Source organism: Pseudomonas sp. (assembly GCF_048265905.1).
GTDB lineage: Bacteria > Pseudomonadota > Gammaproteobacteria > Pseudomonadales > Pseudomonadaceae > Aquipseudomonas.
This window is the reverse complement of record NZ_JBLXAP010000012.1, coordinates 123,926-137,175: the sequence shown is the minus strand read 5'-3', so window position 1 is coordinate 137,175 and position 13,250 is coordinate 123,926. Positions and strand designations below refer to the sequence as shown.

Genomic DNA, 13,250 nt, shown 5'->3' with positions numbered 1-13,250 from the left:
GTGGCGATCACTCTAAAGGTCGTTCAAAACACCCTTCAGAGCCCGGCGCATTCTACACAGCTTTCGCTGTTTTGCAACCCCTCTTTTTAAGCTAACTTCTTGTTTTACAAGAGGTTTTCCGAGAGGTCTACGCCGGAAGAGGTGCGCATTATAGGCACCTCAGATTTGCCGTCAAGGGTTTTATTGCGGATTTATTACTGTATTAGCTGTTTTAGCTCGAATACGCGGCAAAAGCCCTGATATGGCCGGGACTCGCAATAGCATCAACGCCGCGCCAATCAGCGCATACATAATCCACTCCTTCAGGTCTGCACGCACAACCCAAAGCATATGCAACAAGCCCAACGCCAAGATTCCGTACACCGCACGGTGTAGCATCTTCCAGCGCCTGCCTAAACGGCGCTGGCTATAGCGGTTGGATGTCAGCGCTAATGCCAACAAACCGAGAAAACCAAGCGCTCCGACTATTATGTAAGGCCGCTTACGTAACTCGACACCAAGCTGCGCCCAATCAAACCCCAAGATAAATACGCAATAAGCTGTCAGGTGCAACACCACAAAGGCAAAGCACCAAAGGCCTAGCTGGCGGCGCGTAATGACCCAACCCGACCAGCCTGTAAGCTTTTGCAGTGGTGTCATCGCCAGGGTAATAAACAACAGGATTAGCGCACCCAAGCCGAGCCGATCAACCAAAGTCTTGCCTGGGTCAGGCCCGAGTGCGAAGGTCCACGCCTCATACAGCCAGAACAGCGGCACCGCTGCGATCACTATAAAAACCATCAAACGCCAAAGCGGGTAACGCATTAGTAGTTAACTCTCAGATCCATACCGCTATATAAAGATGCTACTTCATCGCCATAGCCATTAAACAATAGGGTATCGCGTACATTGGGACTAAACAGGCCGCTTGGAAGTCGGCGTTCACGTGCTTGTGTCCAACGTGGATGATCTACATTTGGATTAACGTTGGCGTAGAAGCCGTATTCATCTGCGGCAATCGACTGCCAAGTGGTTTTTGGCTGCTCCTCAACCAGACTGATACGCACAATCGACTTGATGCTTTTAAAGCCATACTTCCAAGGCACAACCAAACGCAGCGGCGCGCCATTCTGATTAGGCAGAACCCGGCCATACATCCCGACAGCTAGAATCGCCAGTGGATTCATCGCTTCATCAAGACGCAAGCCCTCGACATATGGCCAGTCAATCAAGCCAAAACTCGATTGCTGCCCCGGCAGGTCTTTGCGATCAACCAAGGTTTCAAAACGTATGTATTTAGCTTTGCTTGTCGGCTGCACTTGCTTAAGGAGTGCGGAAAGCGGAAATCCCATCCACGGAATAACCATTGACCAGGCTTCAACACAGCGCAGGCGATAGATCCGCTCTTCCAGCTCATAAGGTTTGATGAAGTCTTCAAGCGCATAACGCCCAGGCTTTGCTACCTCACCGTCGATGACAACACTCCAGGGCTCGGTTTTTAGCGCCTTAGCATTGGCTGCCGGGTCGCCTTTGTTGGCACCCAACTCATAGAAGTTGTTGTAGTCAGTCGCATCCTTGAAAGGCGTGATCGCCTCGTCTTTGACAGTGATCGCTTGCCACTTGGTCGTCTGCAGCTTTTGCTGAAACCAAGCAGGGCCATCAATAGCCTCAACACCAGAGTAGCGCGAAGCATCTTGCGCAAACGACATGCCCGGAATGGCCGAAAGCGCCAACCCAGCAAGAGAACCACCTAAAAATGTACGACGGGAAAGGTAGAGCGCTTCCGGGGTGACATCCGACTCTTTGCAAGCGGATGTAGATGGGACCTTGATCAGCATTGGGACTCCACGGCTACAGGTAATGAATGATTAGTAGACCATGAAGCCCCTGTGAAATTACATCACGCAGCTTTATTGCGACGACGTAACTGCAACAAAAATTGAATCGGCCCCGAAAACGCGTAGGCAAGGAAGATGATCAGCAGGATACGTGGTGGATCACTGAATACCACGGCAAATCCCAGCACCACTGCGAGAATGGCAACAAAAGGCACCCGCCCTTTCAGATCAAGGTCTTTAAAGCTGTGATATTTGATGTTGCTGACCATCAACATACCCGCCGCAGCAACCAAGATTGCCACCACAAAGGCCATGTTCGAGCCCTGAATGCCGAAGTCACTAAATGCCCAGACCGTTCCCGCAACTACACCGGCGGCAGCTGGGCTGGCCAATCCAATGAAGTAGCGTTTATCGGTGCTACCAATCTGAGTATTGAAACGGGCCAAACGCAGTGCTGCACCCGCCACATAGATGAAAGCGACCATCCAGCCGACTTTGCCCAGGCTGCCCAGCGCCCACTCAAACGCCAGCAGCGCAGGTGCAACACCAAAGGCGACCATGTCCGACAGCGAATCGTATTCAGCGCCAAATGCACTTTGTGTATTAGTCAGGCGTGCAACACGACCATCGAGACCATCCAACACCATGGCAACGAATACAGCTGCAGCCGCTACATAGTAGTTGCCGTTCATGGCATTGATGATTGCGTAGAAACCAGCGAACAGATTAGCGGTGGTGAACAAGTTCGGCAGTAAATAGACGCCACGATGGCGAACCTTGCGCCCTTCGTCGTCATGGCCCTCTTCTTCGTGTTCATCGACCGGCAAAAGACTTTCTGCGTCGGGAGCCGAATTGGGCTCTTCTGGGCGTTCGCTCATGGGTATACCTTGCAACGGGATTGAAAATTCAGCACGTATGTTACCGCGCTACGCGCATTATATAAGCTTAATCATTACGCGCTTTATACCAGAAGATACTGAGCGCATAAAAAAACGCGGCTATTTAGCCGCGTTTTTATGTAAGTCGGTAAGACTTAGTTTTTAGCTTTGTCGACGATCTTGTTCGCGGAAATCCACGGCATCATCGAACGCAGCTGCTCACCTACAACTTCGATACCGTGGGCAGCGTTGTTGCGACGATAAGCAGTCATCGAAGGATAGTTAGCCGCACCTTCCTGGATGAACATCTTGGCATACTCGCCGTCCTGAATGCGTTTCAGAGCGTTACGCATGGCCTGACGCGATTCGGCGTTGATAACCTCTGGACCGGTAACGTACTCACCGTATTCAGCGTTGTTCGAGATCGAGTAGTTCATGTTGGCGATGCCGCCTTCGTACATGAGGTCAACGATCAGCTTCAGCTCGTGCAAGCACTCGAAGTAAGCCATTTCTGGCGCATAACCAGCTTCAACCAGTGTTTCGAAGCCCGCTTTAACCAGCTCAACGCAACCGCCACACAGAACAGCCTGCTCACCGAACAGATCAGTTTCAGTTTCGTCTTTGAACGTGGTTTCGATGATACCGGTACGGCCGCCGCCCACGCCTGAAGCGTAAGACAGTGCTACGTTTTTGGCATTGCCCGAAGCATCTTGATAGATCGCGATCAGGTCAGGGATACCGCCGCCTTTGACGAACTCGGAACGTACAGTGTGGCCCGGTGCTTTTGGCGCGATCATGATCACGTCGAGATCGCTGCGCGGAACGACTTGGTTGTAGTGAATCGCGAAGCCGTGGGAGAACGCCAGAGTTGCGCCCTGCTTGATGTTTGGCTCGATTTCATTCTTGTACAGCTGCGACTGGAATTCGTCCGGGGTCAGAATCATAACCAGATCGGCACCCGCAACAGCGGTCGCAACATCAGCAACTTTCAAGCCGTGGGCTTCAGCCTTGGCGACAGTTGAAGAACCTTTACGCAGACCAACAGTGACATCAACACCAGAGTCTTTCAGGTTGCACGCTTGAGCGTGGCCCTGCGAGCCGTAACCGATAACGGCAACTTTCTTGCCTTGGATGATCGAGAGGTCACAGTCTTTGTCGTAATAAACTTTCATGTTGTTGGCTCTTTTAATCGAAAAATGAGTGGGTGCAAGCACCGCGACTGAGACACTGTAAGTGATCAAACCCATTGCGTAAAATGATATATTTGCAACACAACATGCCGATATATGAAATGATCATGGATAGCCACGCGCTTAGACTTTTCCTCTCTTTAGCCGACAACCTGCACTTCGGTAAAACCAGCCGCGAGCAGCACGTCAGCCCTTCCGCGCTCAGCCGCAGCATCAAGCAGCTTGAGGACGAACTCGGCGCACCGCTGTTTCTACGGGACAACCGTTCAGTTCGTCTAACCCGCGAGGGACAACAGTTCCGCGAGTACGCCAAAGAAGTAATAAGCGGCTGGCAAGCCATGCGCCAGACCTTTAAACAAGACCAACTGATCTTGCATGGGGAGCTTTCGCTGTATTGCTCTGTCACGGCCAGCTACAGCTTTCTTTACGATATTCTGAGCAGTTTTCGTCAGGACTATCCACGCATTGAAATGAAGCTGCATACCGGTGATGCGGCAAAAGCCGTTGAGCGCATCCAGGAAGGCCTTGAAGACCTTGCCATCGGTGCCCGCCCCGATAGCCTCCCTGCCGGCATCGCATTTCAACCGATTGCCCGCTCGGCGCTGTGTTTTATCGGCCCGCAATCCCCCCAACTCTTAACGGATGAACAGCTTAAACACCCGAGCGCGACCAGTTGGCGTGATGTGCCAATGATTCTTTCAGAAGAGGGCCTCGCACGTACGCGCACCGACCGCTGGCTGAAAAGCCATAACATCAGGCCGCGAATTTATGCACAAGTCAGCGGTAACGAAGCCATTGTGAGCATGGTCAGTCTGGGTTTTGGCATCGGCGTCGTGCCGCAAATCGTGCTCGATAACAGCCCTCTGACCGCACGCATCCGCACCTACGATATTCAACCGCCACTAACCGCCTATGACATTGGCCTGTTTGCTCTGGAAAAACACCTGAAAGAGCCGTTGATAAATGCCTTCTGGAATCGCCAACGCTAAATGACGGCGAAAAAAAACCTCGCAAAAATGCGAGGTTTTTTAATACAGCAAAATCAGATACTGAGTACTTTGTCGCCACGGGCAATGCCGGTAACGCCACTGCGTACAGTTTCCAGGATTGAGGCTGTACCTACCGCCTGAATGAAACTGTCCAGCTTATCGCTAGTGCCCGTCAACTGAATGGTGTAAACGCTGGTGGTTACATCGACGATCTGACCGCGGAATATATCCGTTGTGCGCTTGACCTCGGCACGTTGTGCGCCCGTCGCTTTAACCTTAACCAGCATCAGTTCACGCTCAATATGCGAGCTTTCTGACAAATCGACCAGCTTGACCACCTCAACCAACTTATTGAGGTTTTTGGTGATCTGCTCGATAACATCATCATGACCAACAGTAGTCAACGTCAGACGCGACAAAGTCGGGTCTTCAGTTGGGGCTACCGTCAGGCTTTCGATGTTGTAGTTACGCTGGGAGAACAGACCCACCACGCGGGACAATGCGCCCGGCTCGTTTTCCAGCAACAGGGAAATAATGTGTCGCATGATTAAGTCCGCTCCGTCTTGCTCAGCCACATGTCGCGCATTGCACCGTCTTTGATATGCATCGGATAGACGTGCTCACTGGTATCAACCTGAATATCGAGGAAAACCAAGCGATCTTTCATCGCAAAGGCTTTCTCCATCATTGGTTTCAGGTCTTTCAGATCAGTGATGCGCATGCCAACGTGGCCATAGGCCTCGGCCAACTTAACGAAGTCCGGCAGGGACTCCATATAAGAGTGCGAATGACGGCTGTTGTAGTTCATGTCCTGCCACTGGCGCACCATACCCAGCGCGCCGTTGTTCAGGTTGACGATCTTCACCGGCAAACCGTACTGCAGGCAGGTCGACAGTTCCTGAATGTTCATCTGGATACTGCCTTCCCCGGTTACGCAGGCAACGTCGTCATCCGGGAAGCTCAACTTAACGCCCATTGCTGCCGGGAAACCAAAACCCATGGTGCCCAAGCCGCCGGAGTTGATCCAACGGTTCGGTTTGTTGAACCGATAGTACTGCGCAGCAAACATCTGATGCTGACCCACGTCGGAGGTTACGTAGGCATTACCCTCGGTCACTTCGCTCAGTGTTTCGATCACTGTCTGTGGCTTGATGATGCTGCCGTCACCCTTGTCATAAGGGAATATGCCGCGATCTCCGCGCCACTCTTCAATCTGCTTCCACCAACTGGCAAGCGCCTCTTTATTTGGCTTCTCGCCAATTTCCTTGAGGATCGCAACCATCTCGGTCAGCACGCTTTCAACCGGGCCAACGATTGGCACATCGGCCTTGATGGTTTTGGAGATCGAAGCTGGATCGATATCGATGTGGATAATTTTGGCGTTCGGGCAAAACTTGGCCGGACCATTGATAACTCGGTCATCAAAACGCGCGCCAACGGCAAAAATCACATCGGCGTGGTGCATCGCCAAGTTGGCGGTATAGCTGCCGTGCATACCGAGCATACCGAGGAACTGACGATCAGTGCCCGGATAACCGCCCAAGCCCATCAGCGTATTGGTCACAGGAATATTAAGCATCTGCGCCAACTCAGTCAGCGGCTCTGCTGCATGCCCCAGAATTACGCCACCGCCGGAGTAAATTACCGGACGCTTGGCTGCGAGCAGTACTTCAGCCGCCTTGCGGATCTGGCCTGAATGGCCGCGCAGCGCTGGGCTGTACGAGCGCAACTTGACCTTCTTCGGGAAGACGTACTCGAACTTCTCAGCCGGATTGGTCATGTCTTTCGGAATATCGACAACAACAGGACCAGGGCGACCCGACTCAGCGAGATAGAAGGCTTTCTTCATCACTTCAGGAATTTCTGAGGCGTGCTTGATCATAAAGCTGTGCTTTACGATAGGACGCGAGATACCGATCATGTCGGTTTCCTGGAAGGCATCAGTGCCGACCATGCCACTTGGTACTTGGCCTGACAGAACCACCATCGGAATGGAGTCCATGTAGGCAGTGGCGATACCAGTAATTGCGTTGGTAGCACCAGGACCTGAGGTCACCAGCACTACACCCGCCTTACCAGTTGCACGTGCGTAGCCATCGGCCATATGAGTTGCAGCTTGTTCATGACGCACCAGGATGTGGTTCACCTCTGGTTCTTTGAACAGCGCATCATAGATATGCAGCAAGGCACCGCCTGGGTACCCATAAATATTTTTAACGCCTTCGTCACGCAAAAAGCGTACGACCATTTCAGCGCCGGATAAAAGCTCCACGTTGATCACCTCTAAAACGCCAGAAACCGCCCAAAAGGGGGCGATCTAAAATAGGTTTTACTGCTAAGCAGAGCATGAGCGACGGTGGTCGCCGACTACGTCAGCTACTACTGAGCAAGTATTGGGAACGCCCCAAAGTGTTGCGGGGTCTTCCCACCCAGCGCGAGGTAACGCGTTGCGGGTGTTGCAAGGTCGGCGCGGGTGTGCACCTCATCTCTACTGAGCTAAAGCCTGCTTGCGGCCGACTCCACTACAGCGAACGTTGGATTGTTGGGATTAGAGGCCTTTAAGTCAAGTAATCTGTGCATGAATCGACAATCTTCTGCTGCAACCTGGTGCAGGATGACGATCTAGCTTTATTGATTATAGTAATCTTAGGCATCGCAGTACTCACTAAGGAAACAGCATGCGCCGTTTGATTCTCACCACCAGTCTGTTACTCGCATTCAGCACTACAGCGATGGCAAGTCAGGTCTACAAGTGGGTTGACGCACAAGGAGTTACCCATTTTGGCGCCCAACCGCCACAAGGCCAGCAAAGCACAGAAATCAATACCGCAGTGCCGACGCCGTCAGGCAAACCAGCGGTAGAAGAACCTGCGCCAACCTTTGATGATATTGCCGACCCTGAGCAGGCTGAAATCGATAAGAAAGTTAAGCAGGAAGTGGCCGCCAAGGAAGCCGAACGCAAACAGTACTGCACGGATGTGCGGACCAGCCTCGCGCAAATAGAGAACAATCCACGTGTTCGCGTTGAAATCGACGGAGAAGTCCGGCGGATCAGCGAAGAAGAGCGCCAACAGCGCATTGCAGAAACGAAGAAAGCCATTAGCGAAAACTGCCAGTAAGGCTGGCAGTTTTCGACCTGAAACAACTCTGGGCGCGACTCAGCTCGCGCCAGTAAGTATCTCGTCAAACTCGCCAAGCAGCTTGATCAGCTCGCGCGCCTGAGCATTGCCCACGCCATAAACCTGCTCTGCCATCGGCTGAATACCGGAGACGCTTGGAAGAGGTGCGTTCTGCTCCAGCATCACCTTCATCCGCGGCAAAAAGATCCACTGCAACCATTGCTCCAGAGGCATGCTATCAACGCAAAAAGGCTCAGGGCTGGCCATTGCTTTATCGCTTGGCGGCAGCTCAGTCCACCAGCCCTGCTTGCGCAGCTCGCGCTCGATCAACAACAGTTGCTCAGCAATTTCAGGTGTACGTGCATCCATTACAGTGCGACCTTGGCACGTTCACGCGCCTGTGCAGCGCCTGCGGGATCACCTTGTTTCTCTCGTGCCTGTGCGACCAAATCCCACAAGCTGGCCTGCAGCTGCGGACGGCCACTCGCATAGCTAAGGCCACGGCGAGCAAACTGTTCCGCTTGCGCAGCATCACCCTGAGCCAGGCGTACCTCAGCTAGACGGTAAAGCACCTGCGGTTCGCGCGGCGCAATACGCTGGGCACGTTCCAGGCTTGAGGCCGCACCATCCAGATCGCCACCACCTTGCTGCTGCTGGGCAGTTGTCAGCAGTGCCAACACCGGCCCATCCAGTTGCTCGTCGGCAGACAAACCGCCTGAAGAGCCTGAAGAGGCAGCACTTTTATTAGCAGGCGCTTGCGGCGCACTTGGCATTGAGTTCGGGTTGGTTACCGCAGGTCCGGTGGTGATTGGCCCGGTAGTTATTGGCGAAGTGCTTAACGGTTGGCTGCCTGAGCCGCCCGGAGCACCCGGTATCATCACCACAACACCGGAGTCTTGCGGCTGGGCTTGCGGAGTATTGGTAGGCGCAGCTCCGCCACCGACGCGGTCCATGCGGTGAGCAGAAGCTGGCGCACCGGAGTCAACGACCGGAATCGAACCGTTTGGCACGCTGGAGCAACCTGCCAATACTGCCGAAGCTGTTATTACTGGTATCAACCACTTAATCACATTAGGCCCTCTTGCCTTAATTCATCCAGCCGCGAACCCAGTCCATGACCGAGTCAACTGGTTCCTGAATACCGCATCCCGAGCCAGGTACCGGCTCACTGCCACGAATATACGGCATCTGCACTGCATTCGGGCAGCTGGAATCAGAGCCTTGTCCGGTCTTCGCATCAATCCATGCTTGGACAACGTTATCTGGCTGTGGCATGTCCAGCGGCAGCGGATCAGCTTTAGCCATAAAGCTGGTCCACACTTGCAGCGCACCCGTCGCACCGGTGAGAGGCGTTGGGCCGTTATCGTCACGCCCCAACCAGACCACGGCTAAAACGTCCTGACTGAAACCGGCAAACCAGCTGTCACGTGAGTCATTACTGGTGCCGGTCTTACCTGCCAAATTCAATGAGCGCGGCAATTGGTTGTAGACCGAACGCCCGGTACCTTCACGCATCACCCGCTGCATCGCGGTTTGCAGCAAGTAGATAGAGCCTGCATCAAAGCGCTGCTGAATCTGGAATGGGTAGCGCTTGAGTGGTTCACCCTCTGCAGTCAACACACTACGAATACCACGCAATGGCGTATTAAAGCCGCCGTTGGCAATAGTCTGATACATACCTGCAACTTCCATCGGGCTCAGCGCCCCCGCACCCAGCAACATCGACGGGTACGCTGGCCATTCACGCTCAACACCCAGGCGCGCTACCGTTTTGAGTACGTTAGGCACACCCAGTTCCAGCCCCAGCTTGGAAGTCGACAAGTTGTATGACTTGACCAACCCCTGATACAGAAAAATTGTGCCGTGGGACTTGCGGTCATAATTCTGCGGACGCCACACCTGGCCATCCTGACCTTTGACCGAAAACGGTTGATCCTTGATGAAGCTGGTCAAGGTGTACTGGCTTGGACGCTCCAAGGCGGTCAGATAAACAGCAGGTTTGACCAGCGAGCCGATTGGACGCACCGCATCAATCGCTCGGTTGAAACCAGCAAAGTTACGCTGGCGCCCACCCAGCATAGCTTGCACCTCACCGGTTTCAGGGTTGGTTACGACCATACCAGCCTCAACCTTATCGACCCCTTTGCGGCCCGACAGACGCTTAAGGGTTTCACTGAGTGAATTTTCGGCCTTGATCTGCATGATCGGATCAAAACTGGTGAAGATACGCAGACCTTCTTCGGTCAAATCCTCGTCACGATAATCCTGACGCAACTGACGCTTGACCAGATCTAGGAAGGCCGGGAACGAGCCATTGGCCATATTGCCGCGTGTCGTCACACCCAAAGGCCGAGCCTTGGCTGCTGCTGCTTGTTCAGGCGTAACCACGCCCTGCTCTGCCAGCAGATCAAGAATCAAATCGCGACGTGTTTTGGCCCGCTCAGGATGACGGCGCGGGTTGTAGTAAGTCGGTCCTTTAACCATGCCGACCAACAGCGCCACCTGTTCCAAGTGCAACTCAGACAGCGGTTGGCTGAAGAAGTACTGACTAGCTAACCCAAAGCCATGGACTGCACGATTACCGTCCTGACCGAGGAAGACTTCATTGAGATACGCCTCAAGGATATCTTTCTTGTCGTAATGCAACTCCAACAGCACGGCCATCATTGCTTCAGTCGCTTTGCGCGAGAGGCTGCGCTCATTGGTCAAATAGAAGTTTTTGACCAACTGTTGCGTCAAGGTACTGCCGCCTTGGCGCAACTGACCAGATGACGCATTGACCCAGACAGCCCGAGCGATGGATTTTGGCGAAACACCAAAGTGATTGAAGAACTCGCGATCTTCAACGGCCACCAAGGTTTCGACCAGATACGGCGGTACTTGATCGAGCTTGATCAGCACGCGGTCTTCCTGATGCACGGGGTACAAACCGCCGATCAACATTGGCTCTAAACGTGCAACCGCCAACTTGCCGCCGTTAGCTTTAGTCAGGCCTGCGACATAATCGCCCGAGAAGCGCACACGCACATGCTGTGCAGGCTCGGCGCCTTCGTAGAACTGGAAGCCACGCGAGTAAAGCTCAATATTGTTACCAGAAACTGAAACTCCACCAGGCCCGTCAACCGCTTTTTCGCGCCGATAGCCCAACGCGTCCAATTCTTTGAGGAAATCACTCTTCGCCAGTTTTTCACCGACGAACAATTCCAAAGGTCTGGCATAAACCTTTGCAGGCACAGTCCAGCGCTTGCCGGAGAATTTCTCCTGCACCACTGCATCGAGGTAAACCGCAAAGCCTGCAAACACCACTAAGCCAACCAAACCGAGCTTTACAGCCCAGCCAAGCCAAGGACGCGTGCCGCGTGAGCGACGTTTTGAACGGGAACGGGAAGATTTAGGTCGAGTCATGGCGCGGCATTATACGCATTTTGCCTGCGCCAAGCAGGAGCCATCCGCCGGTTTGCAGACTGACATTCAGAAGCCATAATGAGCGCCACTATTTGTCGTTTAAAACCAAGGATCATCCGTGAGCCAAGCCCTGATAGAAGCCCTGCAAAACCCGGCCTTGTACCCGCACCCGGTCGACAGTTTCCAGGTAATTGAGACCCACATTTCCTGGGTATTGCTCACTGGCGACTATGCCTACAAGATCAAAAAACCGGTTAATTTTGGTTTTCTCGACTTCACCGAGCTGAGTGCCCGTCAACACTTCTGCGGGGAAGAACTCCGTCTCAACCAACGATTGGCCGAGGGTTTGTACCTGCAAGTTGTGCCCATCAGTGGCAGCGTCGAGACGCCAAATCTATCTGAAGATGGCCCGGTGATTGAGTACGCGCTAAAAATGCGCCAGTTTCCGCAAGACCAACTGCTTAGCGAAGTACAAGCTCGCGGCGAACTCAGCGAAACACACATAGACGCCCTGGCCAGACAAATTGCTCAGTTCCACAACAACGCCCCACGCGTCCCACAGGAGCACGAGCTGGGAACTGCAGAAGCAGTTATGGCCCCGGTTCTGCAGAATTTTGAACAAGCTCGCGCCATGCTTTCGGACAAAGCCGACTTGCAGCAGCTCGACGCTCTGCAGGTCTGGGCAGAAACCAGCTTTGAACGCCTCAAACCGCTGCTGGCCAAACGCAAGGCAGATGGTTTTATTCGCGAATGTCACGGCGATGTCCACCTCGGCAATATCACCATGCTTGACGGCAAGGTCACGCTGTTCGACTGCATTGAGTTTAACGAACCATTCCGCCTCACTGACATAACCTCAGACACTGCTTTTCTAGCCATGGACCTTGAAGACCGTGGCCTCAAATGCCTTGCTCGACGCTTTGTCAGCAACTGGTTAGAGCACACCGGCGATTACGCATCCCTCGAACTGCTGAACTTCTACAAGGCCTACAGGGCAATGGTTCGCGGCAAGGTAAGCCTATTCCGACTGGGTCAGGAGCAAAGCGCAGTGCAACGTGCAGTTATTTTGCGGCAATACCGCAAATACGCAGCGCTAGCTGAAAGTTACAGCTCAATTCCTTCGCGTTTCCTGGCTATCACCCACGGTGTCTCAGCCGTTGGCAAAAGCCAGGTTGCCATGCGTATGGTTGAGGCGCTTGGAGCCATTCGCCTGCGCTCTGATGTCGAACGCAAGCGCCTGTTTGGTGAGCAAACAGAGGCCAACAAAGGCCAGCAAAACCAAGGCATTTACGATCAGGACTCCAGCATTGCCACCTACCAGCGCCTGCATGAGATTGCTGATGCAGCCCTGCACGCCGGCTTCCCAGTGGTGATCGATGCAACCTACCTCAAGCTTGAACAGCGCCATGCGGCCATGCAGATTGCCGAAGAAACTGGCGTGCCGTTTTTGATTCTCAGCTGCAACGCACCGACCGAGGTCATTGCTGGCTGGCTCAAACAGCGCCAGCAAGAAGCTCAAGACCCATCAGATGCAACGATGCTAGTCATCGAGGCGCAACTGGCCAACCGCGAAAAGCTAACAAGCGCAGAATTGGTCAACGAGCAATGCATCGAAACCAACGACAGCGCCAGCCTAGACAGCTTGGTTGCGCGCATCCGTCAACGTTTGCCGGGCCTGTAACCGCTCGCGATAGACGCGGGGCAGGCAATCTGCCCCGCTACACCACTATAAAAGAGCAGCCGTGCGGCAAACGCAGGCAACAGCTCCAGCGCCCCTCTCCTTTGACCTTCGCTCTTGCCGCCACATTTATCCCTCATGCACCTGAAATTTAAGCCTGCAGACTTAAATTGC

12 protein-coding genes are annotated in these 13,250 nt (G+C 53.6%); 3 read left to right on the top strand and 9 right to left on the bottom strand.

Annotated features, from left to right (window positions below; translation table 11 throughout):
- Positions 1-180: 180 nt before the first annotated feature.
- The 4 genes from msrQ to ilvC form a co-directional block, all read right to left on the bottom strand.
- Positions 181-804, bottom strand: a complete 624-nt coding sequence (msrQ, locus tag ACN0UH_RS15890; protein ID WP_417662967.1) for a protein-methionine-sulfoxide reductase heme-binding subunit MsrQ — start codon at positions 802-804, stop codon at positions 181-183.
- Complete coding sequence (msrP, locus tag ACN0UH_RS15885; protein WP_417662966.1) at positions 804-1,817, bottom strand: protein-methionine-sulfoxide reductase catalytic subunit MsrP; 1,014 nt, start codon at positions 1,815-1,817, stop codon at positions 804-806. The genes msrQ and msrP overlap by 1 nt, the downstream gene beginning before the upstream one ends.
- A 62-nt stretch (positions 1,818-1,879) precedes the next feature.
- Complete coding sequence (pssA, locus tag ACN0UH_RS15880; RefSeq protein ID WP_417662965.1) at positions 1,880-2,695, bottom strand: CDP-diacylglycerol--serine O-phosphatidyltransferase; 816 nt, start codon at positions 2,693-2,695, stop codon at positions 1,880-1,882.
- 155 nt (positions 2,696-2,850) lie between these two features.
- On the bottom strand, positions 2,851-3,867 hold the full coding sequence (gene ilvC / locus ACN0UH_RS15875; protein ID WP_417662964.1) for a ketol-acid reductoisomerase: 1,017 nt from the start codon (positions 3,865-3,867) through the stop codon (positions 2,851-2,853).
- Positions 3,868-3,992: 125 nt separating this feature from the next.
- Here ilvC and ilvY point away from each other — a divergent pair, with 125 nt between their 5' ends.
- Positions 3,993-4,874 carry an HTH-type transcriptional activator IlvY gene (gene ilvY / locus ACN0UH_RS15870; RefSeq protein ID WP_417662963.1) on the top strand — a complete coding sequence of 294 codons (882 nt, stop codon included), beginning with the start codon at positions 3,993-3,995 and terminating at the stop codon, positions 4,872-4,874.
- A 53-nt stretch (positions 4,875-4,927) separates the two neighbouring features.
- On the opposite strand, the gene ilvN is transcribed toward ilvY, so the two are convergent.
- Positions 4,928-5,419 carry an acetolactate synthase small subunit gene (gene ilvN, locus ACN0UH_RS15865; protein ID WP_087515851.1) on the bottom strand — a complete coding sequence of 164 codons (492 nt, stop codon included), beginning with the start codon at positions 5,417-5,419 and terminating at the stop codon, positions 4,928-4,930.
- A gap of 2 nt (positions 5,420-5,421) precedes the next feature.
- Positions 5,422-7,146 carry an acetolactate synthase 3 large subunit gene (locus ACN0UH_RS15860; protein WP_417662962.1) on the bottom strand — a complete coding sequence of 575 codons (1,725 nt, stop codon included), beginning with the start codon at positions 7,144-7,146 and terminating at the stop codon, positions 5,422-5,424.
- Positions 7,147-7,552: 406 nt separating this feature from the next.
- On the opposite strand from ACN0UH_RS15860, the gene ACN0UH_RS15855 reads away from it, so the two are divergent.
- Complete coding sequence (locus tag ACN0UH_RS15855; RefSeq protein ID WP_417662961.1) at positions 7,553-7,993, top strand: DUF4124 domain-containing protein; 441 nt, start codon at positions 7,553-7,555, stop codon at positions 7,991-7,993.
- A 39-nt stretch (positions 7,994-8,032) separates the two neighbouring features.
- On the opposite strand, the gene ACN0UH_RS15850 is transcribed toward ACN0UH_RS15855, so the two are convergent.
- From ACN0UH_RS15850 to mrcB, 3 genes are read right to left on the bottom strand one after another with little or no spacing between them, the layout of a single operon-like run.
- Positions 8,033-8,362 carry a YqcC family protein gene (locus ACN0UH_RS15850; protein ID WP_417662960.1) on the bottom strand — a complete coding sequence of 110 codons (330 nt, stop codon included), beginning with the start codon at positions 8,360-8,362 and terminating at the stop codon, positions 8,033-8,035.
- Positions 8,362-9,063: a tetratricopeptide repeat protein gene (locus ACN0UH_RS15845; RefSeq protein ID WP_417662959.1), complete on the bottom strand. Its 702-nt coding sequence runs from the start codon at positions 9,061-9,063 to the stop codon at positions 8,362-8,364. Before ACN0UH_RS15845 ends, ACN0UH_RS15850 begins: the two co-directional genes overlap by 1 nt.
- A gap of 16 nt (positions 9,064-9,079) precedes the next feature.
- A complete protein-coding gene (mrcB, locus tag ACN0UH_RS15840) occupies positions 9,080-11,398 on the bottom strand; it encodes a penicillin-binding protein 1B (protein ID WP_417662958.1) in 2,319 nt (772 codons plus the stop codon).
- Between the two features lie 118 nt (positions 11,399-11,516).
- On the opposite strand from mrcB, the gene ACN0UH_RS15835 reads away from it, so the two are divergent.
- Complete coding sequence (locus ACN0UH_RS15835; protein ID WP_417662957.1) at positions 11,517-13,079, top strand: bifunctional aminoglycoside phosphotransferase/ATP-binding protein; 1,563 nt, start codon at positions 11,517-11,519, stop codon at positions 13,077-13,079.
- The last annotated feature ends 171 nt before the right edge of the window (positions 13,080-13,250 follow it).